The sequence below is a fragment of the Pseudarthrobacter sulfonivorans genome (assembly GCF_001484605.1).
GTDB classification, from domain to species: Bacteria; Actinomycetota; Actinomycetes; order Actinomycetales; family Micrococcaceae; genus Arthrobacter; species Arthrobacter sulfonivorans_A.
This window is the reverse complement of the sequence record NZ_CP013747.1, coordinates 1,040,634-1,067,348: the sequence shown is the minus strand read 5'-3', so window position 1 is coordinate 1,067,348 and position 26,715 is coordinate 1,040,634. Positions and strand designations below refer to the sequence as shown.

General features: G+C 66.0%; 23 protein-coding genes and 1 pseudogene. 6 read left to right on the top strand and 18 right to left on the bottom strand.

Annotated features, from left to right (window positions below; translation table 11 throughout):
- Positions 1–25 precede the first annotated feature (25 nt).
- The 6 genes from AU252_RS04700 to AU252_RS04680 form a co-directional block, all read right to left on the bottom strand.
- Positions 26–274, bottom strand: coding sequence for a hypothetical protein (locus AU252_RS04700; protein WP_058929723.1), 249 nt, complete (start codon positions 272–274; stop codon positions 26–28).
- On the bottom strand, positions 267–1,700 hold the full coding sequence (locus tag AU252_RS04695) for a flotillin family protein (protein WP_058929722.1): 1,434 nt from the start codon (positions 1,698–1,700) through the stop codon (positions 267–269). Before AU252_RS04695 ends, AU252_RS04700 begins: the two co-directional genes overlap by 8 nt.
- Positions 1,701–1,867: 167 nt before the next feature.
- Complete coding sequence (locus AU252_RS04690; RefSeq protein WP_058929721.1) at positions 1,868–2,725, bottom strand: HNH endonuclease; 858 nt, start codon at positions 2,723–2,725, stop codon at positions 1,868–1,870.
- Between the two features lie 186 nt (positions 2,726–2,911).
- Positions 2,912–3,040 carry a hypothetical protein gene (locus tag AU252_RS24770; protein WP_276203753.1) on the bottom strand — a complete coding sequence of 43 codons (129 nt, stop codon included), beginning with the start codon at positions 3,038–3,040 and terminating at the stop codon, positions 2,912–2,914.
- 285 nt (positions 3,041–3,325) lie between these two features.
- Positions 3,326–3,952: a hypothetical protein gene (locus AU252_RS04685; RefSeq protein WP_058929720.1), complete on the bottom strand. Its 627-nt coding sequence runs from the start codon at positions 3,950–3,952 to the stop codon at positions 3,326–3,328.
- A gap of 416 nt (positions 3,953–4,368) precedes the next feature.
- Positions 4,369–4,827 carry a DUF4383 domain-containing protein gene (locus tag AU252_RS04680; RefSeq protein ID WP_056347206.1) on the bottom strand — a complete coding sequence of 153 codons (459 nt, stop codon included), beginning with the start codon at positions 4,825–4,827 and terminating at the stop codon, positions 4,369–4,371.
- Positions 4,828–5,139: 312 nt separating this feature from the next.
- On the opposite strand from AU252_RS04680, the gene AU252_RS04675 reads away from it, so the two are divergent.
- On the top strand, positions 5,140–6,456 hold the full coding sequence (locus AU252_RS04675) for a cell division protein PerM (RefSeq protein ID WP_058929719.1): 1,317 nt from the start codon (positions 5,140–5,142) through the stop codon (positions 6,454–6,456).
- A gap of 42 nt (positions 6,457–6,498) precedes the next feature.
- On the opposite strand, the gene AU252_RS04670 is transcribed toward AU252_RS04675, so the two are convergent.
- Positions 6,499–6,927, bottom strand: a complete 429-nt coding sequence (locus tag AU252_RS04670) for a hypothetical protein (RefSeq protein ID WP_058929718.1) — start codon at positions 6,925–6,927, stop codon at positions 6,499–6,501.
- Between the two features lie 39 nt (positions 6,928–6,966).
- Here AU252_RS04670 and purN point away from each other — a divergent pair, with 39 nt between their 5' ends.
- Positions 6,967–7,530, top strand: a complete 564-nt coding sequence (gene purN / locus AU252_RS04665; protein WP_058929717.1) for a phosphoribosylglycinamide formyltransferase — start codon at positions 6,967–6,969, stop codon at positions 7,528–7,530.
- Positions 7,531–7,550: 20 nt separating this feature from the next.
- Here purN and AU252_RS04660 read toward each other — a convergent pair whose 3' ends face one another.
- Entirely contained in the window at positions 7,551–8,903 is a 1,353-nt protein-coding gene (locus AU252_RS04660) for an MFS transporter (RefSeq protein ID WP_058929716.1), read from the bottom strand.
- Between the two features lie 142 nt (positions 8,904–9,045).
- Between AU252_RS04660 and purH the strand changes: the two genes are divergently transcribed.
- Positions 9,046–10,731: a bifunctional phosphoribosylaminoimidazolecarboxamide formyltransferase/IMP cyclohydrolase gene (gene purH, locus AU252_RS04655; RefSeq protein ID WP_058929715.1), complete on the top strand. Its 1,686-nt coding sequence runs from the start codon at positions 9,046–9,048 to the stop codon at positions 10,729–10,731.
- Between the two features lie 310 nt (positions 10,732–11,041).
- On the opposite strand, the gene AU252_RS04650 is transcribed toward purH, so the two are convergent.
- A complete protein-coding gene (locus AU252_RS04650) occupies positions 11,042–12,010 on the bottom strand; it encodes a trypsin-like serine peptidase (RefSeq protein ID WP_058929714.1) in 969 nt (322 codons plus the stop codon).
- 128 nt (positions 12,011–12,138) lie between these two features.
- On the opposite strand from AU252_RS04650, the gene AU252_RS04645 reads away from it, so the two are divergent.
- Positions 12,139–12,480, top strand: coding sequence for a hypothetical protein (locus AU252_RS04645; protein ID WP_058929713.1), 342 nt, complete (start codon positions 12,139–12,141; stop codon positions 12,478–12,480).
- A gap of 228 nt (positions 12,481–12,708) precedes the next feature.
- Positions 12,709–14,928, top strand: a complete 2,220-nt coding sequence (locus AU252_RS04640; protein ID WP_058929712.1) for an NADP-dependent isocitrate dehydrogenase — start codon at positions 12,709–12,711, stop codon at positions 14,926–14,928.
- A 299-nt stretch (positions 14,929–15,227) separates the two neighbouring features.
- Here the strand turns inward: AU252_RS04640 and AU252_RS04635 are convergent.
- Both AU252_RS04635 and AU252_RS04630 read right to left on the bottom strand, forming a co-directional pair.
- Positions 15,228–15,755 (bottom strand): annotated as a pseudogene (locus AU252_RS04635) (transposase); the annotation flags it as partial.
- 309 nt (positions 15,756–16,064) lie between these two features.
- A complete protein-coding gene (locus AU252_RS04630; protein WP_058929711.1) occupies positions 16,065–17,171 on the bottom strand; it encodes an IS110 family transposase in 1,107 nt (368 codons plus the stop codon).
- A gap of 411 nt (positions 17,172–17,582) precedes the next feature.
- Here AU252_RS04630 and AU252_RS04625 point away from each other — a divergent pair, with 411 nt between their 5' ends.
- Entirely contained in the window at positions 17,583–18,632 is a 1,050-nt protein-coding gene (locus AU252_RS04625; protein WP_058929710.1) for an IS110 family transposase, read from the top strand.
- A 161-nt stretch (positions 18,633–18,793) separates the two neighbouring features.
- Here AU252_RS04625 and AU252_RS04620 read toward each other — a convergent pair whose 3' ends face one another.
- The 7 genes from AU252_RS04620 to AU252_RS04590 all read right to left on the bottom strand — a co-directional run bounded on the left by AU252_RS04620 (position 18,794) and on the right by AU252_RS04590 (position 26,582).
- Complete coding sequence (locus tag AU252_RS04620) at positions 18,794–19,279, bottom strand: hypothetical protein (RefSeq protein WP_058929709.1); 486 nt, start codon at positions 19,277–19,279, stop codon at positions 18,794–18,796.
- Positions 19,276–20,490 (bottom strand): serine/threonine-protein kinase, encoded by a 1,215-nt coding sequence (locus tag AU252_RS04615; RefSeq protein ID WP_058929708.1) that lies wholly within the window; start codon positions 20,488–20,490, stop codon positions 19,276–19,278. The genes AU252_RS04620 and AU252_RS04615 overlap by 4 nt, the downstream gene beginning before the upstream one ends.
- A 270-nt stretch (positions 20,491–20,760) precedes the next feature.
- Positions 20,761–22,146 (bottom strand): LPXTG cell wall anchor domain-containing protein, encoded by a 1,386-nt coding sequence (locus AU252_RS04610; protein ID WP_058929707.1) that lies wholly within the window; start codon positions 22,144–22,146, stop codon positions 20,761–20,763.
- Positions 22,147–22,232: 86 nt separating this feature from the next.
- Positions 22,233–22,880, bottom strand: a complete 648-nt coding sequence (locus AU252_RS04605) for a hypothetical protein (RefSeq protein ID WP_058929706.1) — start codon at positions 22,878–22,880, stop codon at positions 22,233–22,235.
- 432 nt (positions 22,881–23,312) lie between these two features.
- Positions 23,313–24,383, bottom strand: a complete 1,071-nt coding sequence (locus tag AU252_RS04600; RefSeq protein ID WP_058929705.1) for a Gfo/Idh/MocA family protein — start codon at positions 24,381–24,383, stop codon at positions 23,313–23,315.
- Between the two features lie 34 nt (positions 24,384–24,417).
- Positions 24,418–25,107 (bottom strand): ABC transporter ATP-binding protein, encoded by a 690-nt coding sequence (locus AU252_RS04595; RefSeq protein WP_058929704.1) that lies wholly within the window; start codon positions 25,105–25,107, stop codon positions 24,418–24,420.
- Positions 25,108–25,109: 2 nt separating this feature from the next.
- The gene (locus AU252_RS04590) at positions 25,110–26,582 is read right to left on the bottom strand and encodes an ABC transporter permease (protein WP_058929703.1); all 1,473 of its coding nucleotides are present in this window, start codon (positions 26,580–26,582) and stop codon (positions 25,110–25,112) included.
- Between the last annotated feature and the right edge of the window lie 133 nt (positions 26,583–26,715).

Here is a 26,715-nt window from a genome sequence, read left to right as displayed (position 1 = left end):
TTGGGTTAACAGATCAGCGGTGGGGTCAGCCGCCTTCGCCGTGCCGCAGCACGTCCGGGAGTTCGTCCACATAGACCGTTTGCGGCGGCTCGAAATAGATGACCAGCACCTCGTCGCCGACCGCGAAGATGCTCGTCTTGTCGAAGGGGTGGGCGTGGAACGCGTTGGTGCCGCCCAGATAGGGCAGCATGACCTCGCCGAGGGTTCCGGGGCCAATGCGCCCGGTCACGCGGCCGATCTTGCCGGTAAGGCTCCGGTCAACGTTCTTATGCATCGGGGGCTTTCGCGGGGCGCTTGCCTTCCCGGCTGTTCTTCAGTGCCGAGGACAAGGCAGGAAGGTAGTCGCCCACCTGGGCCAGGATGCCGCCCAGCATCTTGTTCACGCCCTCGCCGCCGTTCAGCACGGTCATCTGGCCCACGTGGGAGAAAGGCTCGGCCGCTGCGGCGATGATGGCCGGCATGTTTTCGGCCAGCTGCTGCGAAATGACGGCGTCCTGGTTGGTCCCGAGTGCTTCGGCCCGCGCCTTGATGCCGTCGGCCTCGGCCAGCGCCTTGGCCTTGATGGCGGAGGCGGCGGCCTCACCGCGGGCCCTGGTGGCAGCGGCTTCGGCCTCGCCGGTGACCTTCGTGGCTCCGGCCGCGGCCGACGCGGCAGTGGCGTTCGCCTGGGCCTGCAGCTCCGTCCGGCGGGCGTTGGCCTGGGCCTCAAGTTCCGTGCGGCGGGCCAGCGCCTCGGCGGCGCTGATGTCTGCCGCCTTCTGGCCCTCCGCGTCTGTGCGCTTGGCGTACGCCTTGGCGTCGGCGGGCTTCCGGACCGTGGTCTGGAGCTTCTGCTCCTCCCGGTCCGCCTCAAGCTTGGCCACTTCCGTTTCCTGGACGACGACGTGCTGCCGCGCCGTCGCATCCGCCAGCGGTCCCGCCTGGGCGGCCTCGGCTTTGGCCCGCTCGGCGTTCGCCTGCGCCACCGACTGCCGGATGGCCGAAACGCTCTGCGCGTCCGCGATCATGGCAGCCGCCTCGGCCTCCTTCTCGGCGGCCTCACGGTTCCGCGTGGCCTCCGCGATCCGGGCCTCCATTTTGACCTGGGCGATGTGGGGCTTGGCGATGTTCTGGATGTACCCCGTGGGGTCCTGCAGGTCCTTGATCTGCAGCGAATCCACCACCAGCCCCAGCTTCTCCATTTCCACTCCGCTGGCGCTGCGGACCTGGGACCCCATCTTGTCCCGTTCGCGGATGATCTCTTCAACGGTCATGCTTCCGATGATGGACCGCAGGTGGCCCTCAAAGACGTTGTAGACCTGGCTTTCCATTTTGGGCTGCTGGCCCAGGAAACGCCTGGCCGCATTTGCGATAAACGGCGGGGCGTCACCAATTTTGTAAATTACCACGCCTTCCACAATCACCTGGATGCCCTGCCAGGTCACGCAGGAAACCTTAAGCTCCGTTTCATTCAGCGTCAGGGAAAGCGTGCGGACGGTCTGCAGGCCCGGAAATACCAGGGCGCCCTTTCCAGTGACAATCTTGAAGTCCATTCCGGCCCGGGTTTCCAGGGTTCCGCGGGTCAGGCCGGAGATGATCAGGGCCTCATTGGGCTCCGCCACTTTCCACATCAGTTTGATGGCCCCCCAAACAAAGCCGACCACCAGCATTGCCCCGATAATCGCGGCAAGAAGCGGGAAGAATGCTGACAGATCCGGCATGACGAGGTCCTTTCGCGCGTGCGGAACAGGCCTCCCAGGAAAGCCCCAATAATGGCAGCTGCTCAGTCCCTGCCGGTATTGTGTGTCTCCAATTCCGGCCAGCCGGCCAGCTGTTGTAGACAGTCTGGTTGGCGCCCGCCCAAGAGTCCAGAGCGCGGGCTGTTTGATTATTTGCCGAGGATCTCGCGGGCAACGCGCTGGGCCTCAATCTCCTCAGGGGCAACGGTGGTTCCGCGGAGGTATCCGGCGGTGGCCATGATTTGCCGCAGCTCGGCTTGGGTGCGCGGCGTGGTCACCCCGTGGTGGGCCATGGCATGGCAATTGGCGCAGAGCGGAACCAGGTCCGTGAGCGGATCCAGCTGGTAGCCGCCGCCGAGTTGGGCCGCGGGCACCACATGGTGGACGTCGATGAAGTCCTTGCCGAGCTCCCCGTACGCCAGTTCGAAGGAGAACCCGCAAGCCGCGCAGCTGCTGCCGCGGTGCGCGATGCACGCCCGCCGGGCCTCGGGGTCACGCTCGTAGCGGTTGGCGGTGACACGGACGACGGCGGTCTCGGGGTACGTGCCGGGCACAGGTTGGGTGGGGTCTGGTCCTTGCGCCGGCCCGTGAGTGGCCCAGAGCGCCCGGACCGCGGCTTCGTCGCCGGACTCCAGCGCCATGCCCTCGGTTTCGGCGCTGTCCCACACGACGCCGGGCACCGCTGCGTCGAGGACCGCGGCAGGCACGTGGTCGCCCAGCGGCAGGAGCGCATCGAACGCCACCTGCACGGTGAACTCAGGCTGGCCCGACGACGTGGCCGCCTGATCCGGGTGCCCGGGCTGCCCCGACAGGACAACGCCATGGCCGATCAGGCCGGGGCCGTGCGCTCCCAGCAGGAGCAGCCACACGCCGGTGCCGGGGGCAACGCTCCGGCCCACGCTCCAGGGCTCCAGGTGCAGCCCTGTCACGGCGACCTGTTCAGTAACAGCCGCGTAGTTCCACCGGTTCCAGCCGGCCGGGTCCCAGCCCAGGATGATGTCGCTCATGGGGCCATTGTTGCAGGCCCCATGGCCAGTGCCGCCTTTGGCGCGAACGGACACTTGGGGCCCTGATTTCCAAGCGCGAACTTGCAGCTATTACCCTCAAAACCGAGTTTTGAGGGGATTACCTGCCGGTTCGCGCCGGAGGGTGGGCCGCAAGTGTCCGTTCGCGCTTGATCAGCGGGATGCGGTTCAGGTGAAGAAGTCCAGCGCGGACCTGCCCTGCTCGCGGAACGTGTTTGTGGAGGAGTCCTTCACGCCGCCGAACGGCACGTTCACGGCGTTCGACGGCGGTGCGCACCACCGCCTGGTTCTGCTCAAATTGCTGCCTGCTAGCGGTCAACGATTCATAAATAAAGTGAAAAGTTTTCTACAGGAGTGCGGTTCGGGCGGGTGGGCGGCCGTCCAGCCGCCCACCGCACCTTGTGCTAGCCGAGCTTTCCCATCGGGTCGGGCCAGTTGCCCACTGTCGAGATGACATGGGCGCGGTTGATCACAGCACTGTTGATGGACATGACGGGTTTTCTCCTTGACTGAACGTGGTGTCCGCGCGCCGGTGGTGCGCGGTGGTCATGGTCTGCCGCGAAAAGGGCAGAGATGACCTGTTCAGTCGGGTGAGGACCCTGGATCGAAGGAAGGACCGGCCGGCAGCGTCACGGCGCCGGACAGGTGTGGTCCACTGGTGGCTGTGGGGAGGAATGGCCAGGACCCGCCAAGGTCAGCCGCCCCCTCGGACCCTCCGGCTGACCCGGAATTGGCCGTCCCGGCGCCATTGGCCAGGGCCGGAGGAATTCGCAGCGCAGGGTTTTGCGGCCTGTTTTTGGGGCCGGAAGCGCTTGCCGTTGCCTCCGGGGTGGAGGCCAAGCCTGAGCGGTCCTGGGCCGGGCCGAAGACGAGCCTCGGGGCGTTGGTCGCCGCCAGGCCCACCGGCCCGGCCGGTGCCGGGCTAACGCCCGCATTGCTGCCCTCCGCAACCGCGCTCGACGCCGGGAGGCTGGGTGCCGCCGTTGGCACCGGGCCGGGTGCCGGCGTCGTAAGCGGTGGCTGGCCAGGCAGCGGCCGTATGCCAGGAACGGGCAGCAGATCGGAAAGCCCGGGCACCAGGGCAGTGGCAGTATCAACAGTGCCGGTGACCGCCGGCAGCGCGGGGGCAGCCAACATGTTTGCGGCGGCCGCAGCCGAATCCGCGAGGGACGTTGCGGTTGCCAGTGCAGTTCCGCTTGAGCTCACCACGGCGGGAGGCACCGGAACAGGACGGGGTTTCGCAAGAACGGACGAAACGGGCTTCAGAAGGCCTCCGGCATCCGGGACGGGGCTTGAAGCGGTGGCTGTTCCCGCTCCCCACACGAGCCACGCCAAAGCGGTCAGGAGGGCCAACAACACAGGCCGGGACGCGGAGCGGCAACGAGCCCGCAGTATCGCCCCCATCCGATTCCCCCCTCGCCGATGGGCATTAGCGGCCGATGGGCATTAGCGTACGCTCGGCCCCAGCCGCCGTCCAGCATTAGTTTTCGTCGCCGTCGCGCACAAAGAAGCCGGTGCAGCTGGTCGCGGAACGCGGCAACTGCACCGGCGAGTAGGACGAAAATTCAGAACTTATTGATCATTTCTCATTCGCGGCTCCTGTTTCCCGGTTTGTCATTTCCGGGCTATTTCCTCTCGCCGGACATGTTCCTGGAGAACAGCCAGCCAGCAGCTATCATCGCTACGCCCAGCACCAGGTGGGTCCAGTTGTCAGCCATGTTGAACGACAGGAAGTTGGCCGCCGAGTCAACGCCGACACTGAGCCCGAAAATGCTGAGGATGATGTACAGCGCGCCTGCTCCGATGAGGAAGTTCCGTGCGCCATGTTCGGTCCGGGACATCGCCCAGCCCGTTGCGCCGATGGCCAGCTGCACAATATTGAGCAGCATGGACACCTGGAACAGCCCAAGGAACATTGCATGGGAATCAGGTCCCAGGAACATCAATTCGCTGTACTGGGTGGTGACGCCGGGGATAAAGCCCAGGGCACCCACCACCAACAACAGGATACCTACTCCCATGCCCGCATTTTGGACGTCTGCGCGCCCAAAATGAACGTGTGCATGTGGGGATGCGGTAGTCATTTTTTCTGCCTCCAACCACTGATTGCGGACATTCCAATTTTACGGCGGACCCGCGGAAAAAGCGCCGAATCAGGCCCGGATGGGGACATCTGCCCAGCGACATGAGCGACCCGGATGAGGCGCCCCGACAGTCTGAACGCCCGACGACGGCGCCATCACCAGCGGCGGCCGTCCCGCCGTCGTCGTCCGGTTCTTCGCCTGCCACGGGCCTCGCCGGCCGCGGACTACGAACTCTGGTGAGGCGCGTCTCGCAGGGGGAATGAGCCTGTCGAAACCCGGTCCGGAGGCCCGGCCGTGACACCATGGGACACGATGAAACTGCGCGCTGATCAGACCGGAGACCGAGGCCTTCCCATGCCCTTGTGGTTGCAGGGAGGCCTCGAAACGGCGCAGGCTGCCATCATCTCCGCGCTCCTGGCGGTGGTGCCCATTGTGGCCGTGTGGGCCACCGCGGGTTTCCAGAACGCCGCCTTTGATGCCCTGGCCCGCCTCGCCGGCCAAGGCTGGCTGCTGATTCACGGGGTGCCGCTGCAGCTCGCCGTCGTGTCTGGTGAGGCTGGTGCGGCCGGCAGTCCAGGCTCCGGCCTGCTGACCCTGGTGCCCCTCGGCCTGACCCTGATCCCGTTCCTGCTCGCCTGGCGTGCGGGGCGGCGCCTGGCCCGGGCTTCCTATACGGACCAACTGTGGCAGGCGCTGCTCGGGTCCTGGGTGGTCTACTCGGCGTTCGGCGCTGCCACCGGCTTTGTGTGCCGCACCGCCGACGTCGTCATTAACATCTGGTTCGCGATGCTGATCCCGCTGATCCCGTTCGCCCTCGGCATGGTGATTGGCGCCCGCCGCGAGGCAGGCTCGTGGAGCCGGTTGATCGGCGTCGATGCGGTCGACTGGATCTCGCGCACCAGCCAGCATTCCCGCTGGGCCGGCTCCTATTTGGGCTCCGCGGCGAAGGCGGGATTTGTGGCGCTGTCTGCTTCATTGGCGCTCGCCGGTGTGCTCCTGGCCGTGGACCTTTTTATCCACTGGAACCTGGTGATTGCTGTCTATGAAGCGCTCGACGCCGGCGCGGTAGGGGGTGCCGCTCTCACCATCGCGCAGCTTGGGTATCTGCCCAACCTTGTGGTTTTTGCGCTGGCTTGGGTCTCGGGCTCGGGCTTCGCTATGGGCGTGGGCTCGCAGGTGGGGCCGCTGGGCACCGCCACCGGGCCGCTGCCGTCCATCCCCGTCTTCGCCGCTATCCCGTCAGGCCCGCTGGACTACGGGTTCGTGGCGCTGGTGCTGCCCGTTCTGGCGGGGATCCTGGCCGGATGGTGGTTCCTGCGCGAAGGCGAAAACCACTTTGACGAGTGGCTCTCCATCAAGATTGACGCGCGCTGGTTCACGGCCACGGTGTCCACCCTTGCCCTCGGCGCGCTGGTCGGGGTTGTGTCCGGGCTGCTGGCCGCGGGCCTGGCCTGGCTGGCCCGTGGCTCCGCCGGCCTCGGGCGCCTCACCGCCATCGGACCCGACCCCTTGTGGATGGGACTCTGGATTGCCGCCGAGGTGGGCATCGGCGTCGTGATCGGTTACGCAGCCGGACCGTGGCTGGAACGCCAGCAGCACGTGGATGAGGAAGCGGAACTGGCCCGCTGACTTTCGTGGCGACTGCTGGCGTGGCTGCTAGTGGTGTGGCTGCTACCGGAGACCCGGCAGCGAGCTTTCCAGCTGGACCCGGCAATTGGAGAGCGCCTGGTCGGTGAGGGCCTCGCGTGAGCAAGTCTGGAAGTCCTGGACCTGGCGGAAAAACAGCGCCGTGGCCAGGATGACCAGCAGCATGATCAGCGATACCACCAGCCCCGAGACGGTGCCGAACAGGACCAGCTTGGACTCCTTCAGCCGAGCCGACCGAACCAGCAGAAGGATACCCAGCACAAAGCTCGCCGCGGTCAGGATGCCGGTGAGCCAGAGGTAGCTGACGTCGAGCTGGTAGACGAAGAAGGCGCCCAGCACGGTGACAATGAAGATCCGGAACAGGTTGCGGGTTTTGGTGAGCGAGTCCTTGGCGGCGTCGCTGAGCGGCTGTTTGGTCCGTTGCTGGCCAGCCGGTTCCGGGGTGTTGTTCATGTTTTCCAGCCTACGCGAGCGTGCCCATAAGCTAGACCCATGCGCATCGTAGTCCTCGTTTCCGGTACCGGGTCCAATCTCCAGTCAGTCATCGACGCCGTCAAGGCTGGGGAGCTGGACGTGGAAATCGCCGCGGTAGGTGCCGATCGGGAGGGGACTTACGGCGTCGAACGCTCCTCGGAAGCCGGGCTGGAGACGTTTGTGGTCAACTTCAACTCCTTCCCCACCCGCGACGAATGGGATGCCGCACTGACCGCCCGCGTGGCGTCCTACGCCCCGGACGTCGTGGTCTCCTCCGGCTTTATGCGTATCGTCAGCGCCGACTTTATCGCAGCCTTCCACGGCAAGTACCTCAACACCCACCCGGCCCTGCTGCCTGCGTTCCCCGGCGCCCACGGCGTCCGCGATGCCATGGCCTACGGCGTGAAGGTCACCGGCTGCACGGTGCACTGGGCCGACGCCGGGGTGGACACCGGGCCCATCATCGCCCAGGAAGCCGTCACGATTGAACCGGGCGACACCGAGGAATCCCTGCACGAACGCATCAAAGTGGTGGAGCGCCGCCTCCTGGTCAACACCCTGGCAGCCCTCGCCGCCGTCTGATTTTCGGGTGACGCCGGGGGCTACTCGAGGCGGCGCTGCTTGGTTTCGGGGGAGAAGAACGCCATCCACAGGACGGCCACCAGCACCAGCCCGCCGGCCAGGGCGAAGGACGTGGCCAGGCCGAGCTCGGGCCAGAAGTAGTTCGCAAATATCAGGGGCCCAAAACCAGCCCCCAGCCGCGAAAATGTTGACGCCCAGCCGAAACCCGTGCCGCGGAGCTCGGTGGGGTAAAGCTCTGACACATAGGCGTAGAGCACCGGAATCGCTATCTGCACCACAAAGCCGAATACCAGCAGCCAGAAAACGGCTGCCGTGGGGATGTCCACCACAATCGCCACGATCACCAGGGTCAGCGCGGACAGCGGGCCGGTGATGGCCAGGATCCATTTGCGGCCCACACGCTCCACCAGCAGCGCGGCCACAACAACACCCAAGAGCCCAACCGCGGCCATGGACGCCGTGGTCACAAACGCCTTGTACTCGGCGAAGCCCGCGCCGATCAGGATCCGCGGCATCCACGTCAGGGACAGGTAGTAGACCAGCAGGATGCTGAAAAACAGGGCCCAGGCCGTGGCCGTGATCTTCCAGTTGAACTGCCACACCAGCCGCAGCTGGTGCCAGGCGCTGCCGGCGGAGAGCCGCGGAACTTCCTGCGCGTCGGGCAGGCTGTAGGCACGGGGTTCGGCGCCCGTTGCCGCCACGAGGTCGTCGATGACCTTGGCAGCTTCCTCGCGGCGGCCCTTGCGGATGAGGAACAGCGGCGACTCCGGAACGCTGCGCCGGACCCAGAACACCAGGAGCGCAGGCAGCACCATCACCAGCATGGTCAGCCGCCAGTCGCCGAACACCGCCACGAGGCCGGCGGACACAAAACCGGCAAGGGCCGCGCCCACCGGCCACCAGCCGTCCATCGCGGTGAGGACCTTCCCGCGCTGCTTGCGTGGTGTGAACTCACCCACCAGCGCGTAGTCCACCGGAATGCAGCCGCCCAGACCGAAGCCGGCCATAAAGCGGAACACGCAGAACCAGATGAAGTCGGGGGAGAAGGCGCCCAGGACCGTGAAGAGCGAGAAGATCAGCAGCGTGGCCGTAAACGCCTTCTTCCGCCCGATCGTGTCGGCGATGGTGCCCCACACAAACGCGCCCAGGGCCATGCCGATCAGGTTGGACGTACCCACCCAGGCCACTTCGCCGGGAGCCAGGGCCCAGTGCGTCGAGAGCAGCGGGATGAGGATGCCGTTAAGCGTCACGTCCCAGGCATCGAACATGAAGCCGAGGCCGCCGATCACGAAGATCCTGCCCTGGACTTTCCAACGCCAGGGCAGTTCCTGGACCACCTGTTCGCCGCTGGGCACAGTGGTGTAAGTATTCATCGCAGCCTCCTGTGAAAACTCTAACCGTGCCCACTGACGTTCACACTGCCGCCGGCAAGCGGGGCAAACCGCACAACACGATAAACTGGGCCCATCCCCACCAACCGCGGCACTGTTCCGCGAGATCAGACGGAGACTTTTTGTGAGCGTCACGCAGCCTGACCGTGTATCCATCGACCGTGTTCCCATCCGCCGGGCGCTGATCTCGGTCTACGACAAGACCGGGCTGGAGGATCTCGCCAAGGGCCTGCACGCAGCCGGCGTGAAGATCGTCTCCACCGGTTCCACGGCCAAGAAGATCGCCGCGGCCGGTATCCCGGTCCAGGAAGTCGAAGAAGTCACCGGGTCTCCGGAAATGCTGGACGGCCGCGTCAAGACGCTGCACCCGCGCGTCCACGGCGGCATCCTGGCGGACCGCCGCGTCCCTGCGCACATGGAAACCCTCGCCGGCATGGAAATTGAAACCTTCGACCTGGTGGTGGTGAACCTCTACCCGTTCGTTGAGACCGTGAAGTCCGGCGCCGCGCAGGACGATGTCGTTGAGCAGATCGACATCGGCGGCCCCGCCATGGTCCGTTCGGCAGCGAAGAACCACGCCGCCGTCGCCATTGTTGTTGACCCCGCGTTCTACGGCTCCGTGGTTACCGCCGCCGCTGAGGGCGGCTTTGACCTGAAGACCCGACGGCGGCTGGCCGCCAAGGCGTTCGCCCACACCGCGTCCTACGACAACGCCGTGGCCACCTGGACTGCCAGCCAGTTCCTGGATGAAGACGGCGACGGCGTCATCGACTGGCCTGCCTACGCCGGCCTGTCGCTGGAGCGCTCCGAGGTTCTCCGCTACGGCGAAAACCCGCACCAGCAGGCTGCGCTCTACGTAGACAAGGCAGCCCCGGCCGGCATCGCGCAGGCCGACCAGCTGCACGGCAAGGCCATGAGCTACAACAACTTTGTCGACGCCGACGCCGCCCTCCGCGCCGCGTTCGACTTCGCCGAGCCCGCCGTCGCCATCATCAAGCACGCCAACCCGTGCGGTGTCGCCGTTGGTTCCGCCTCGGCCGCCGACCCGATCGCCGACGCCCACGCCAAGGCCCACGCCTGCGACCCCGTCTCCGCGTTCGGCGGCGTCATCGCTGCCAACCGGACGGTCACCGCGGCCATGGCGCAGACCGTTGCCGGCATCTTCACCGAGGTTGTCATCGCCCCGGACTTCGAGCTGGCAGCCGTGGAGATCCTCGCCAAGAAGAAGAACATCCGCCTGCTCGCACTGCCCGAGGGCTACGGCCGCTACCCGGCCGAAATGCGCCAGGTTTCCGGCGGTGTCCTGGTACAGATGAGCGACAAGGTGGACGCCGACGGCGACAACCCCGCCAACTGGACCCTCGCCGCCGGCGAAGCCGCCGACGAAAAGACGCTCGCGGATCTCGCCTTCGCCTGGACTGCCTGCCGTGCCGCCAAATCCAACGCCATCCTGATCGCCGATCACGGCGCAGCCGTGGGCATCGGCATGGGCCAGGTCAACCGGCTGGACTCCTGCCGCCTTGCCGTCGAGCGCGCCAACACGCTGGGCGTTTCGGTGGAGTCCGACGGCGAAGGTGCTGGCGGTGCGTCAAACGCCGACGCGACTGGCGCACCCGAGCGCTCCCGCGGCGCCGTTGCAGCCTCCGACGCGTTCTTCCCGTTCGCTGACGGCCTGCAGATCCTGATCGACGCCGGCGTCCGCGCCGTGGTCCAGCCCGGCGGTTCCGTCCGGGATGAGGAAGTCGTTGCCGCGGCCAACGCGGCCGGCATCACCATGTACTTCACGGGTGCCCGCCACTTCTTCCACTAATCCCCACCGGCTCCCTAAGGTCGGTCAGGGAACCCTGCCGGCGTGGGCCCAGGGTTAAACGTCGACGGCGCCTGTCCCCAACTGAGGGGACAGGCGCCGTCGGGCCTTAACGGGCAGCTAGGAAGGACGTGGTGCCGGGTCCGCGCCCCGCTGCATGAGGCGCGGCCCCCCTTCCGGAAGCCGAAGCTCCCGGGGCTTTGCAGCGGCCATTCGCTGTTTGGTCCAGTACTCGAGGATCTCCTCGCGGGGCTGGCCCGATTTGATGTGGCTGACGGATCCGTTCCCGGATGCCTCGTCAGGCGAGGTTTTCCTAGGCTGCTGCGGCACTGTCGTAGGTCGCTTTGATGACGCTGCCCCAGTACGGGCCGTACATCACGGGTTTCGGGCTGTAGCCGTAACTGTTGATGGAGTTCTGGAAGCCGTCGGAGCCGCTGCCGATGAACCACGGGCCGCCTGAAGAGCCGCCCGTCATGTCGCACGGGATGCCCTGGGTATTGAACTGCGAGTTGTTAGTGTCTTTGGTGGCCGTGCCGGTGCAGCTCCAGAGCCGTTCGCCGCTGAAGGGCTTGGCGGCGGGGTAGCCGTAGGCGGTGTACTGCAGGCCGCGGTCTTCATTGAATGCCACGCCTGAGCCGCCGACGACATCCTCCAGCAGTGCGCCGTCTTGCCTCGGGTCCATCACGGCAAAGCCGGTGTCGTAGGTGATGTCCCCACCCGTGCTCCACTGGGTGGGCGTGAAGTACTCGTCGGCGGTCCACGCACCGTAGGGCGCCACCCCGTCCTTGTACTTAGGGACAAAAACGAACTTGGTGGCGAACGTGCCGGGACCCTCGTTGAGGCAGTGTCCGGCCGTGGCAACGGTGCTCTTGTTCGACGCCGACACGACGTTTCCGGAGCAGACGTAATTTTGGCCGCCGAGGGTGAAGAACACCTTGCCGATGTGGGCTACAGGGCTTGCAGGCTGAGAGAGTGAGGGCTTGCCCGTGGTGCCCGCCACCTTGGTTTTAGGTCCCTTCAGCACGCTCGCCGCGCTGGAAGAGTTGCCGCGCTCCAGCGCCTTGCTTGCGAGGACATCGCCGGGAATCGCCGCGCGCATGCGGTCTGATGTCCAGTAGTCTGCCGCGCCGGTGCTGTCCGCCGTTGCGCGGGCAACCGAAGGTACTGCGTTATCGTCCGACGCCGATGGGGCAGCGTTGGCGCCCCCGGCGCCAACCAGCGCGATTATGGCAGCTGCCGAAAGGCTCAGGAAGCTGGCGGCCAGGGAGCTGGTTCGCGTCATTGTTGTCCTGTCTAAAACGGGTGTGAGGGGGTCCGGGACGGCCCGCCGCGTGACTCCTCGAACCTATCGACGTATGACAAATTTGTACATAGTAGTGACGCCTCGGGTATGGTCCCGGGCAGGCGTTCATGATCGCTCGCTGGTGCGCCGCTCTGGCAAAAACGGCCGCCGAAGTGTACTTTTCTCTATACAGTTACACGTCCGATCTGGGCTCCGGACTCTCAGCGAATTGGGGTCTCATCGTGTTTGCTTTCTGGAAGTCCGCCAAAAGGTCCGCCGTTAATGGCAGGCACGTAACAGCCGACGGCTGGGGCCAAACTGCTGCCCCGGCTGTTGAGGCCTACGCCGCAGCCGTGCAATTGCGGGACGTCGATCCCGTCCATTCGTTCACGGCGACGGAGGAGCTGCGCCGTCAGGACCCCAAATACGTGCAGCTCTGGCCCAGTGACATACCCCACAAGCGGCGCTGACCGGGTCCTCACCTGCGCCGGTGGCTCCCGGCGGTAAAGCGCGACGGCGGCTGGCGGCCCGGGGTGCGCACCGCCGTCGGGCGTTTTCCCATGCCCCAATCCGCTGTAATGCAGGGCCGTCCGGCCGCCCCGGTACGGTTCAAAGCCGTGTCCTCAGGTAAGTTAGGGGGTGGTGAAATAGAACAAAATTTCCAAAAAATCAGCCGACCTCCAGGGAGACGCCCGCGCATGTCCAAGATTATCTATACCCACACCGACGAAGCGCCGATGCTGGCTACTTATTCGTTCTTGCCGATCATCGAGGCGTTTGCTTCGACCGCAGGTGTGGAGGTGGAGACCCGTGACATTTCGCTCGCAGGCCGCATCATCTCCGTGTTCGGTTACTACCTCACCCCGGAACAGCAGATCGGCGATGCCCTTGCTGAACTGGGTGAGCTGGCAAAGACGCCGGACGCCAACATCATCAAACTGCCCAACATCAGCGCTTCCATCCCGCAGCTGAAGGCCGCCGTCGCCGAGCTCCAGGGCCAGGGCTACAACCTGCCGGATTACCCGGACAACCCCTCCTCGGACGAGGAAACGGCCGTCCGCTCCCGCTACGACAAGATCAAGGGCTCCGCTGTGAACCCGGTCCTGCGCGAGGGAAACTCGGACCGCCGTGCACCGCTGTCCGTCAAGAACTACGCCCGCCAGAACCCGCACTCCATGGGTGCCTGGTCCGCGGATTCCAAGACCAACGTTGCGCACATGACGGCTGACGACTTCCGCGCGAACGAGAAGTCCGTGGTCATCGAGTCCGACGGCACCATCGCCCTCCAGCTGGTCCGCGAAGACGGCTCGGTCAAGGTCCTGAAGAAGGCCTTCCCGGTGCTGGCCGGCGAGGTCATCGACGGCACTGTTATGCGCGCCGCGGCGCTGGACGAGTTCCTGGCAGCCCAGGTAGTCCGCGCCAAGGAAGAGGGCGTCCTGTTCTCAGCGCACCTGAAGGCCACCATGATGAAGGTCTCGGACCCCATCATCTTCGGCCACGTGGTGAAGGCCTACTTCTCCGAACTGTTCGAGACCTATGGCAAGCAGCTCACCGCCGCCGGGCTGAGCCCCAACAACGGCCTTGCTGCCATCCTGAGCGGCCTCGAGGAGCTTCCGGAGGACGTCCGTGCAGGCGTGAAGGCGCTCATCCAGAAGGGCCTCGACGACGGCCCGGCCCTGGCCATGGTGGACTCTGACAAGGGCATCACCAGCCTCAACGTGCCCTCCGACATCATCGTGGACGCTTCCATGCCCGCCATGATCCGCACCTCCGGCCACATGTGGGGCCCGGACGGCCAGGAAGCCGACACCCTGGCGGTCCTCCCGGACAGCTCCTACGCCGGCATCTACCAGGTTGTTCTGGACGACTGCCGCGCCCACGGCGCCTTTGACCCCACCACCATGGGCACCGTCCCGAACGTAGGCCTGATGGCCCAGGCCGCCGAGGAATACGGCAGCCACGACAAGACGTTCGAGATCCAGGAAGCCGGCACCGTGCAGATCGTGGACGGTTCCGGCGCTGTGCTGATCGAACACGAGGTCGCCCCGGGTGACATCTGGCGCGCCTGCCAGACCAAGGATGCCCCCATCCGCGACTGGGTCAAGCTGGCCGTCACCCGCGCCCGCGCCTCCAAGACGCCCGCAGTGTTCTGGCTGGACGAGACCCGCGCGCACGACACCAACCTCATCGCCAAGGTCAACGAATACCTCAAGGACCACGACACCGAGGGCCTGCAGATCGAGATCATGTCCCCGGTGAAGGCGACTGCCTTCACCCTGGAGCGCATCCGCAAGGGCGAGGACACCATCTCCGTCTCCGGCAACGTGCTCCGCGACTACCTCACGGACCTGTTCCCCATCCTGGAACTGGGCACCAGCGCCAAGATGCTGTCGGTTGTTCCGCTGATGAACGGTGGTGGCCTCTTCGAGACCGGCGCCGGCGGATCTGCTCCCAAGCACGTCCAGCAGCTGCTCAAGGAAAACCACCTGCGATGGGACAGCCTGGGTGAATTCCTGGCTCTGGCCGTCAGCTTCGAGCACCTGGCCACCACCACGAACAACGCCCGCGCGCAGGTCCTGGCAGACACCCTGGACAAGGCGACGGGAACTTTCCTGCTGGAAAACAAGTCCCCGAGCCGCCGCGCGGGCGAGCTGGACAACCGTGGCAGCCACTACTTCCTCGCCCGCTACTGGGCTGAGGAACTGGCCAAGCAGACCGAGGACGCGGAGCTGGCGGCATCGTTCGCGGCTGTGGCCAAGGAGCTTTCCTCCAACGAGGACACCATCGTCGGCGAACTTGCCGCGGTCCAGGGCTCAGCGGTGGACGTCGGCGGTTACTACCGGCCGGACGAGGCCAAGGCCTCGGCCGTGATGCGTCCGTCCGCCACGCTGAACAGGGTCATTGCGACCCTGAACTGATATGTAGGTGTTCCTTGTCAAGAGGGCAAGGGTGAGCGGTCCAAGGCTGGTTTGTCTTGGACCGCTCTTTTGTGTCCGTTCCCTGCTTGGTCCGGTTGGCTGGCGCGTCGTGATCGACGGGGGGCGCTGTCAGACTGATATGCGCGGGTTGGTTACCGCAGGACGAGGTGTTCGGCTGGAGGGGTGCCGCTGGTCTAGGAATGTCGGGCGTCACCGGCGTTTGCCGGTTGTCCATAGTTCAGTCGCGGGTCTCCTCCACGCTGCCGAGCGGTCCGGGTCGGGCCGGGAACGGCGCACGTCTATTCATTCGTCCATGGCTGTTCCTGTTGTACCGGGGCGGCGAGGGACCAGCACCAGCCGGCCAGTTCGCGGGCGACGGCGACGTTGGCGATGACCCGGCGTTTGTGCCGGGCTTCGAACTGCTCCCACTTGTGGTGGAGTCGGTGGTTGCCTTGGTGGCCGCGGACCCGGGACGCTTCGTCGGCTGCGTCCCAGCGGGAGCGCATGTCACGGCTGGCATTGGTGTAGGGGCGGCGGTGGTGCCAGGCGGCCTCGACCAGCAGACGGCGGGCGTGGGTGTTCCCGGTCTTGGTGATGGCCCCCTGGGACCGGGAGGCGCCCGAGGAGTGCTCCGAGGGGACCAGGCCCAGGTATGCACCGATGGTGCTGCCCGTGAAGCGGGTCCAGTCGCCGATTTCCACCGCCAGGCCGAACGCGGTCAGCACCGAGATTCCGCGCAGACACATCAGGGAGTGGACCACCGGGGCATACCGGTCAGTTGCCGCCAGAGAGGTTATCTTCGCGTCCAGCCGGTTTTTGCGGTCCAGCGTCAACTGATATGTAGGTGTTCCTTGTCAAGAGGGCAAGGGTGAGCGGTCCAAGGCTGGTTTGTCTTGGACCGCTCTTTTGTGTCCGTTCCCTGCTTGGTCCGGTTGGCTGGCGCGTCGTGATCGACGGGGGGCGCTGTCAGACTGATATGCGCGGGTTGGTTACCGCAGGACGAGGTGTTCGGCTGGAGGGGTGCCGCTGGTCTAGGAATGTCGGGCGTCACCGGCGTTTGCCGGTTGTCCATAGTTCAGTCGCGGGTCTCCTCCACGCTGCCGAGCGGTCCGGGTCGGGCCGGGAACGGCGCACGTCTATTCATTCGTCCATGGCTGTTCCTGTTGTACCGGGGCGGCGAGGGACCAGCACCAGCCGGCCAGTTCGCGGGCGACGGCGACGTTGGCGATGACCCGGCGTTTGTGCCGGGCTTCGAACTGCTCCCACTTGTGGTGGAGTCGGTGGTTGCCTTGGTGGCCGCGGACCCGGGACGCTTCGTCGGCTGCGTCCCAGCGGGAGCGCATGTCACGGCTGGCATTGGTGTAGGGGCGGCGGTGGTGCCAGGCGGCCTCGACCAGCAGACGGCGGGCGTGGGTGTTCCCGGTCTTGGTGATGGCCCCCTGGGACCGGGAGGCGCCCGAGGAGTGCTCCGAGGGGACCAGGCCCAGGTATGCACCGATGGTGCTGCCCGTGAAGCGGGTCCAGTCGCCGATTTCCACCGCCAGGCCGAACGCGGTCAGCACCGAGATTCCGCGCAGACACATCAGGGAGTGGACCACCGGGGCATACCGGTCAGTTGCCGCCAGAGAGGTTATCTTCGCGTCCAGCCGGTTTTTGCGGTCCAGCGTCAACTCCGCTGTCTCGAGCCCGGCTTCGTAGGCGGCCTGCAGTGCAGGGTCGTCAAAGTGTTGCCGGTGCAGCCAGGTGTGGTGGGCGTCGGTCCAGGCATGGCCGCCGGAGTAGACCAGGCCGTGGCGCAGCAGGAGCTTTGAGACGCGGTGCCTGGCCCGCATGAGATCCGCGCGGACGTCCTCGCGGGCACGGACCAGATCACGGGCAGCCTCATCCGCGCGGCCCGGAACCCGTACCGGAGATATCTGCCCGAGCAGGGCCAACCGAGCCAGATGCTCGGCATCGCGGGCATCAGTCTTAACCCGGTCTCCGGAGGGCCTTTGCAGCTTGGACGGTGCGGCGACCAAGCACTCGATACCGGCGGCAGCCAGGAGCCTGGCCAACCCGAATCCCGTCGGGCCTGCCTCATAGACAACCAGGACCGGGCCTGGCAATCCTGACACCCACTCGGCTACCCCGGCATCGCTGGCCGCCAGGCTCTGGCGCAGGATCTCGCCTGTCTCGCGGTCGATCGCGCAGCCCTTCACACTGCGGGCATGGACATCCAAACCGACGTAAGTACGCTTATTCATGGCTGGAACCTCCAGACGTTCAAATGTGGCTCTACCAGTCCACACCCCGCACCTTCGTGCGGAAAGACGGACCGGCAACCCACGAAACTCTTTGAACCCGAGGTTCCAGTCCTATCTCACGGCCAGCCCACCACAGTCATATCTCTAATAGGTAGTGACCAGCCCGAGGTTGGTTGGCAGACTGCTTTCCGGGACCGCCGGGCGTGACTCCCTTCATATCTGACCCGCCATGCGGTGTCTTATAGACGACCTGTCCGCCCGGAGGGCCCGGGAGCAGCCGGCCCACTCCGATGGCTTGATAGAAGGCTGTCCGCTTCGCCACGGTGGTGCTGCGTGACTCGTTAGAGATTTGCCTCAGGGTGATCCCTCCCGGCTGGTTCCGACCGGACCTCTTCGGACAGGAGCAAACAAATGACCATAGTCGCAGAGCAGTACGCACACGTCGTCGGCGTGGACACACATGCCAGGACCCACACATTCTCAATGCTCGCCGCCTCCACGGGCGCGGTGATCGGGACCAGCACGTTTCCCACCACCGGGGCAGGCATGAGCCGGGCAGTGGAATGGATACGGCGCCGCACCCCCACCGGGAACGTCCTGGTCGCGGTTGAGGGGACGAGCTCCTACGGGGCAAGGCTGACGCGTCTGCTCGAGGTGGAGCGCTTCGCTGTCTGCGAGGCCAGGCCGCCCCGGCGGCAATCCCGCCGCGCCCATGGCAAATCCGACGCGATCGACGCCGTCGCCGCGGCCCGAACCGTCCTGGGATCGGCCACGACCGAACTCGTCAGCCCCAGGGCCGAGGGTCTCAGGGAAGCACTTCGAATCCTTCTGGCCGCCCGGCGCTCGATGGACACCCAGCGGACCGGTGCGCGCAACGCTCTGACCGCCCTGCTGCGAACCCTCGATCTGGGAATCGACGCACGCTCCCCGCTGACCGCTGCCCAGGTCAGGACGGTCCAGGGCTGGCGGGCAAGACAGGGCGACGGAGCTGCCGCCGCCGTCGCACGGGCAGAGGCACGTCGCCTCGCCTCCGCCGTCATCACCCTCGGCGCGGAGCTGGAGGACAACCAGCGGGCCCTTGCCGAACGTGTCCAGCTCATGGCCCCGGGAATCCTGGACATCTCAGGGGTAGGCCCGGTGACCGCGGCGATCATCCTCGCCGCCTACTCGCACCACGGCCGGGTCCGCTCGGAAGCGGCCTTCGCAGCCCTCGCCGGCGCCAGCCCCGTCCCGGCGTCCTCGGGCAACACGAACAGGCACCGGCTCAACCGCTACGGTGACCGGCAACTAAACCGCGCACTGGACGTCGTCGCCAGGACCCGAAGCCTCACAGACCCCGCCACCCGCGCCTACATCGGGCGGCGCACCGCGGAAGGAAAGAGCCCACGGGAAATCCGCCGCTGCCTCAAACGCTTCATCGCAAGACAGATCTTCCGCCAACTCCAGACACTCATGGCTTGACTCGCCACCATAGAAGGGTCGTCTAAGCGGCACCGAACCTTAGAAGGCGGCGCCCCCGGGAAACCGGGGCGTCGCCTTTTTCGTCTAGTCGACTTCGTCTAGTCGACGGGACCGAATGAAGCACAGGTGGGTTAATACGTGATGTGCCGTCCGTCTGCCCGTCAGTCGTCGTCCTTGCCTTTGCCTCTACCTCCCTTGTCGCCTGTGGGTGCGGGAGCTACGGGCGCGGTGACCGCTTTCTGGGCCGCATCGGCGTCTGCCTGCTTTTGCGCAGCGGCCGCGTCCTCTGCGGCCTTCGCTGCTGCGGCGTCGGCTACGGCCTTGGCCGCCGTCAGGTCTGCCCGGACGGCAGTGGCGGCCGTCGTGATGCTGCGCCGGCGTTCCTCGGAAACCTGCCCGGTTCCCGCAGCGGACGCCAGGTCGGCCTCGAGGCTATCCAAAGCTGCCAATCCGGCAGCGGGGTCATTATTCGCGGAGGCCTGGGTGACGCCGAGGACTCGTTCCTGGAGTTGGCGGGCGGCATCACGTTGCAAGCCGGTCTCAGCCGGACCGCACGCTGCCAGTGAACCGGCGAGCAGAAATGCTGCTGCAGCTGTCAGGCATTTGGCAGTGGCCGAACGCCCGCGGTGCTTCGGTGCAGGGCTCATGGTTCCACGCTCTCCTGAAGTTCCTTGAGGTGGTCGCCCAAGGTGCCGGTGACGGCGGGGTAAGGAACGACGTCGGGCGTTGGCTGAGGTGCCAGGCTCAAGGTCAGCGCCGCCGCGGCTGCTCCAGCGGCGAGCACGCCCAGTGCGGTGACCGTCCAGAACCGCCTTCCGGTGTGGCGGAGACGAGACAAGTCCGGGACCCAGCCCCGCGCGTCAGGACCGCGGGTGATGTCCAGCTGGCCCTTGCTGGACCGGACTACAGGCAGATCTGATTCCGCGGTGATGGCGATGGACGGCGGCCTGAACGGCATGGCCGGGAGTACGCGGGTTGTCTCCGGTGCGAGCTCGCCCGGTGCGGACACGGGTGACACCAGGGCCTGACGCAGAACGGATTCAACATCGGACGCGACGGGACGTTCCAGCGGTTCGATGGCAGTCATTGAACGGATCAGATCAGCCCACTCCGCCGGAAGGTCAGCGGGGATCTCGGGTGCCCGGTGCAACCTGGCCACTGCGGATTCCACGGCGCTGCCCGGGAACTCAACGGTTTGCTTGACGCATTCCAGCAGTACCAGACCCAGCGAGTAGATATCAGTGGCGGGCGACAGGGGGGAACCCATTGCCTGCTCCGGACTGAGATATGCGGCCGTCCCCACCATGGTTCCCGTGGCGGTCAGCCGGGCTGAATCAGCCATCCTGGCGATGCCAAAATCCGTGAGTTTGGGTCGTAAAGGTTCGCCCGGACGGATCTGCACCAGCAGGATGTTCCCGGGCTTGATGTCGCGGTGGATGATGCCCAGGCTGTGCACGTAGGCCAGCGCGTCAGCTACGCCTGCCCCGATGACTGCAAGCTCGTCCAAGGGAACTGCACTGTGCCTGATCCGGCTGCGCAGGTCCTGGCCCTCGACGAGCTCCATTGTCAGGAACGGCCGAGGTTCGTCCAGGACACGGGTATCGATGCCTGCATCGAACAGCGTGACCAGGCTGGGATGGTTGAGCGTTGCCAGCAGTTGGATTTCGGCTTCCTGGCGCCTGAGCTCATTGGCATCCGGTGCCTGCGGGGCAAAGAGCTTCAGGGCGACATCCCTGCCCAGGTTTTCGTCCCGGGCGCGGTAGACGGATGACATGCCGCCGCGGCCGATTATGTCCGCCAGCCTATAGCGTCCGCCGAGCATTTCATTCTTAATGGAGCTAGGCGAATCCGCCACCATGACCAGTTCCTCCCGGTGCGCTGCGGCACTATTCGTCCTCAATAATACCGGCCGGTAGCGCATCCCTAAAGCCGTCTGCCGGCACGCCGGCGGCCCGGCTGAGAAGTGATTGGGACGTTTTCAGCCGGACCTCCGGTCACAAGGGACAAGTGCTGGTAGTTGAGCTCTCCGGTGGCCACCTCCTATTCGGAAAAAGCTGGCTCTGCCGCGAACGGCGGAGCCTGCGCGTTGACGGTCTTAGGCGTCGCAGTCCGCTGAGTGCGGAGTCCGCTAGGCCTTCCGGCGCCGCTTGAGCATCAGCAGTCCGGCAAGCAGCAGGATGACGGCGAGAGGGATCAGTGAAGCATCCACGCCCGTCTTGGCCAGGGTGGCGGTGCCGCCCTGAGCTGAGGTGTTGCCCATGGTGTTTGCTGCGGAAGATACCGAGCCGGAGGTCGTGCCGGCGGGAACAACAGTGATACCGGTCGTGCCAGCTCCCGTGGTGCCGGTAGTTCCGGTTCCCGGATCGGTGGTGCCGGTAGTTCCGGTTCCCGGATCGGTGGTGCCGGTAGTTCCGGTTCCCGGATCGGTGGTGCCGTTAGTTCCGGTTCCCGGATCGGTGGTGCCAGTAGTTCCGGTACCTGGATCCGTGGTGTCCGTGTCACCCGTCGTGCCGGTTCCCGGGTCCGTTGTGTCCGTACCGGGCATTTCCGTACCTGGGGTTCCACAGCCATCGGTGCCGCCCCCGACGATGACGCATGCATCAATAGCAACATTCGCGCCGTCAAGAACGCCGGACGTGCCCAGGCCGAGGTTGACGTCGGCTACGGCGGCGACGTCGGCGGTGGTGCCACTGTCGTTTGTAACGCCGAGGATGTTGTTTCCGAGGCCGAGGGTGATGTCGGCTGCTGCCGCGACGTCGGCGGTGGTTCCGCTGCCGTTGGTGCCGTTGCCCAGCCCGATTGCGACGTCGGCTGCAATGTCGGCGGTGGTGCCGGTTGCGGTGTCGTTGCCCAGGCCGATTGCGACGTCGGCTGCTGCGGCGACGTCGGCGGTGGTTCCGCTTCCGTCGGTGCCGGTCACGGTGCCGCTGCCCAGGCCGATCGCGAGGTCGGCCGCAACGTCGGCGGTGGTTCCGCTGCCGTTGGTGCCGTTGCCCAGGCCGATTGCGACGTCGGCTGCTGCGGCGACGTCGGCGGTGGTTCCGCTCCCGTCGGTGCCGTTGCCCAGCCCGATTGCGACGTCGGCTGCAACGTCGGCGGTGGTTCCGCTTCCGTCGGTGCCGGTCACGGTGCCGCTGCCCAGGCCGATCGCGAGGTCGGCCGCAACGTCGGCGGTGGTTCCGTTGCCGGTGGTGCCGTCGAGGACGTTGTTTCCGAGGCCGAGGTTGATGTCGGCTGCTGCGGCAACGTCAGCGGTGGTTCCGCTTCCGTCGGTGCCGCCGAGCCCGAGGTTGACGTCGACCACAGCGGCGACGTCAGCAGTGTCCGACTGCGTTGAGCCACCCAGCAGGCCCAACGACGTCGTATCTGCGGACGTCGCCGCTGAGACCAGTGCGGAGGCCGTGAGGTCCGGTCCGCTGGTTGTGTCCGCGGCGCTTGCCGCGGTGGCGCCGAAGGCCAGTAGCCCGCCGGCAAAGAGGGTGCTGAGCAGCCCCCTGCGAAGGTTGCAATTCATGATGATGTCTCCTGAGAAGTTGATGTGTGGCGCTGTTCAGCGCCTCGAGGCCGTGTCCTGCCCATGAAAAGGGCAGAAGGGCTCAACTAGTCAGGTGAGGAACCGGGGTCGAATGACACCGGTGAAGGGGCATGCTCAGGTGATCCGCTGATGGGGAAGGCTCCCCAAAGCGGCAGGTTGAAACCGAACTCGTCCAGCCAGGCAGCAGAGCCTGAGGCGCCGGAGGGCGGAGCGCCGCTGCCGGCCCCCGAAGCAGGTCCTGCCGGGGCCGGAGCCGGTGGCGTGGAAGGGTCGGTGGTCCAGGGGCTTTCTGCCGGGACTGCGTGCATTTCTGTGCCGGGCGGAACGGGCAGCGACGACATTCCCGTGACGGCAAGCAAGTTGTCGGAAGTGCCGGGGGAGTTTGTGGTGACATCAGCAGCGACGTGCCCTGAAGCGCGGGCGTCCGTGACGGTCGAGATCGCGCCGGCAGTCTCTTCAAGCGGCAGCAGCCCGGGCAGTGTGACCGGTGCGGACGGAACGGTCGCATCTACCAGATCCACTACGGGGTTCAGAACAGGCTCAAGAACCGGTGCGGCATCGGTGAGCGGAGGGGCGACTGTCTCAACCAGGTCATCTGCAGCGGTATCCACCACTGCGGCAAGCGGGACAGCTGCGGCCGTGACGGTCTCCGCCGGAACCACGCTCTTCACCACAGGGACGGCGGCGATCAGTTGATCAGCCGTGCCTGCCACCCGGCCTACTACGGGCTGCAGGAGTCCGTTGGGAGAAGGAGCCGGGGACGCGGCCTCAAGAATGGGAGAGACAGCACCGGACAACGGCGCAGTCAGGGACGAAACCGATGAAGAGAGGCCACCCAGAAGGGATCCTGAATCTCTCGAAGAGTCTGCTGTTGCGGCTGAAGCGGAAAGTGTCAGCCAAGTGGCAGTCACTGCACCTGCGAGGAGAAGCGGCCGGAGCGCACGCCACGGCGAACGGAATTTAGCCATGCGTACCACCCCCAGCATCGTTGAGACCTACGATTTCATCAGCGTAAGACTCTCGCGTGCAGGAAGTCTAGCGAAACGGAAAATAAATCCAGCAAACTTACTAATTTGTCACCCGCCCATCGATAACCGAAAGATGACTGTCAAGCCTGTATACAAAAAAGTCATAGGCCAAAACGATCAGTGGGCATCATTCGGGTAGCTGACGCCCAGCTGCCCGCGCACTCCGTCAAAGAGCCGCATGGTTTTGATGGAATCCTCCAGCGGCATGACCGGGCTCTCGGTCAGACCCTGTTGGATGCACCGGGTCACCTCGCGCAGTTCATACGTATAGCCGATGCCGACGACGTCGAACGCCTCCGTACGCAGGCCCTCCCGTCCGACGCCGATCACCAACTCCCGCGGATTGTTGATGGAACCGACACTCTGGAGGTAGCCCAGGCTTCCGGCCACGGTGGCAGTCCGCGGACCGTACGCCAGGAGCGAGGACGTCAGCTGGGCCTGGGCACCATGGTTATAGCCGAGCGTCAGCGCATTCTGGGCGTCCACGCCGTCGTCATTAATGAAGCCGGTGGCACTGACGGTCTGCGGGAACCCCAGCGTTCCTACTGCCCACAGCAGGGGGTAGACCGAAATGTCCAGGAGGGCGCCGCCACCGTCCTGCCTGGCCCACAACCTGGACGTAGGGGAATAGGGCGCGGGAAAGCCAAGGTCAGCGGTCACCCAGTGCACGTCCCCGAGCTCCCCGGACGCGGCAATCTCGAACGCCCGCTGCATGCCCGGGAGGAAGCGGGACCACACGGCCTCCATGAGGAAGAGCTTCCGCTCCCGGGCAAGCGCGACGAGCTCGCTCGCTTCCCTGCCGTTGATGGTGAACGCCTTTTCGCACAGCACGTGCTTGCCCGCATTGAGCGCAGCGAGCACAATCTGGTGGTGCTGGGCGTGCGGCGTAGCGACGTAGACAACGTCCACCGAGCCATCGGCGAGCAGCCGCTGGTAGCCGGGCACGCCGTCGTCGTCCCCGTAGGCCTTGGCGAAACCGTAATCGGCCGCGAAACTCTCCGCAGTGCCCTGTGAGCGGGAACTGACGGCATAGAGCTCGGCGTCTGGGAGCAGTGCCAGGTCCTGCGACACTGACCGCGCGATCCCGCCGGTGGCTATGACGCCCCACCGCAGGCGTTTTCCGGTGGCAGACCGGGGATCCGGATCGGACTGGGTGGACAGCCACGGAGTGGCAATGGGCGCGCTCATGCTGCCCATCCTCTCATTCAGACCAGTGCGGGCGTCAGACCAAGGCGCGCGCCGGTTCTTCCGTCAGCCTGCCCTGCTGGAGCCTGAAGCGGCGGTCCGTCTTGTTGGCCAACGCCTTGTCGTGGGTGACCACGAGGATGGTGGTGTTGTGGTCACGGCTGAGCGAGCTGAGCAGTTCGATGATGTGATCGCCCGTCTGCTCATCCAGGTTGCCGGTGGGCTCGTCCGCGAGGATCAGCTTGGGTTCGTTGGCCAGCGCCCGGGCGATCGCCACGCGCTGCTGCTCGCCACCGGACAGCCGGTTGATGCGCCGCACCTGTTTCTCCGGGTCCAGCTGCACCTGCTCCAGAAGGTCCGTTGCCCGCTGCCGACGCTCCGTCCTGTGCACGCCCGCGAACTCCATGGGCAGCATGACGTTGTCCATCGCCGAAAGATTCGGGATCAGGTTGAACTGCTGGAAAACGAACCCGATATCCCGGCGCCGGTACTCGGTCAGCTTGCCGTCCGGCATCCCGGCCAGGCTCACGCCGTTGACGACGACGTCTCCGCTGGTCGGTTTGTCCAGCGCACCCAGGAGGGACAACAGGGTGCTCTTGCCACTGCCGCTTTTGCCGACGATGGACGCCAGCGTGCCCTGCTCCAGAACAAAACTGACGTCGTTGACCGGCTTGATGGTGCGGTCACCGGAGTTGAAAGTGCGGACCAGGTTCTTGACTTCAATCATGGCTATTCTCCTCGCAGGACTTCGATGGGACGGATGCGCGCCGTGAGCAGCGCCGGGACCAGCGCGCCGATGATGGCCACGCCGAACACCGCTGCGATGCCGGCGGCGATGACCCCGGGGGAGGCGCTGGCGGTGACTGACGTCAGCAGCTGGGAAGCGCCGCCAAGGGGGTTCCCGGAGGGAAGGCCAGCGCCGCCGGGGAAGCCAGCACCGCCGCCCGGCATTCCGGCGCCGCCGGCAGCGCCGGCCATGGCGGCCCCGCGACCGGTGGTGGTGGCCGCCGTCGTGGTGGTGTTGGTGCTGATCAGCGCGGAAGCGATGCCGCCGCTGGCAAAGGAGGCGACGGCGGCGCCCACCGCGCTGCCCATGGCCACGAGCACCAGCGCCTCCAGCACGAACTGCAGGCCGATGGTGCGGTTGGGTGCTCCGATCGCCTTCAGGACACCGATTTCCCGGCGGCGCTCGCGGACCAGCATGACCATGATCAGCAGGATGATCAGCCCGGCGGTGCCCAAGGCTGCTACGAAGGCGATGAACGAGATGTTCTTGACGCTGCCGAGCGAGCTGACGGCGGACTCCAGGTTCTGCCCTTGCGTGACGTCGGCTTTGTCGGTGCCGAGGGCGGACTCAAGGGCGGTCTTGGCGGCCTCGAGATTTTCCATGCTGTCCACCGTGACAATCATCGAGGACAGCTCGCCCGGCAGTTCCGCGACGGTCTGCGCCGTGGGCAGGGTCAGGTACAGGGCGTTGTTGCCGAACGTGGTGCCTGAATCGAAGAGGCCGGCCACAGTGAACGTCTGGTCGTTAATGGTGAACGTGGAACCGATGGTCAGGTTGTTCTTCTCGGCCAGAGTGGTTCCCAGTAGGGCGTTGGCGGATTCAGCCGTGTAGTCGCCGAGCCCGGTGCCTTGGGTGATGGTCAGGGCCTTGCCGGTGGTGTCCACTTCGCCGCCGATTCCGGTTGCGGTGATGGGGAGCGAGCGCACGGGCTGCGCGGTGGTGGTTCCCGTGGTGCCGTTCGCGGCCTGGTTCCGGCCGCCCAGCGTGCCGGCGTCGACGGCAGCGGTGAGGCTGGTGGTCAGCGTTGTGGCGTTCTGACCGGCGGGACCGCCCTGGCCGCCGCCGGGGCCAGCTTGGGTGCCGGCCGCCGTCTGCGCCGCGGCTTCGGCGGCGTTCCGCAGCCGGAGTGAGCTGGTGCCGACGACGGAGGTTACGTTGGGGACGGCAGCTGCGGTGGCTGCCTGCTCGGCGGTCAGCGGTTCGCCGCCGCCTTCGAAGCCCTGGCCGCCGGCCGGGTTGACGGTCAGGACGGTCCCGACGGACGCGTTCAGCTCCTGGACTTTGGCTCCGACGGCCTGGTTGGCCACCAGCATGGCCAGTGCAAGTCCGATCGCGACGGCCAGGACTGCCACCACCGCGGCTGTTCGGACCTTGTTTCTGAAGGCATTGCCAACACTCCGGGCAAGGACGCTCACTGTACTCCTAGGATCTGGGGCCGGCGGAAGGCCAGCATCTGCTCCTACCCTCGCGGCCGGGCCTGTGCAGGAAGACGGCCCAAGCTGTGTTTGGGCTGTGAAAAGGCGGCGGGCAGTGAGAGAGCGTTAGTGA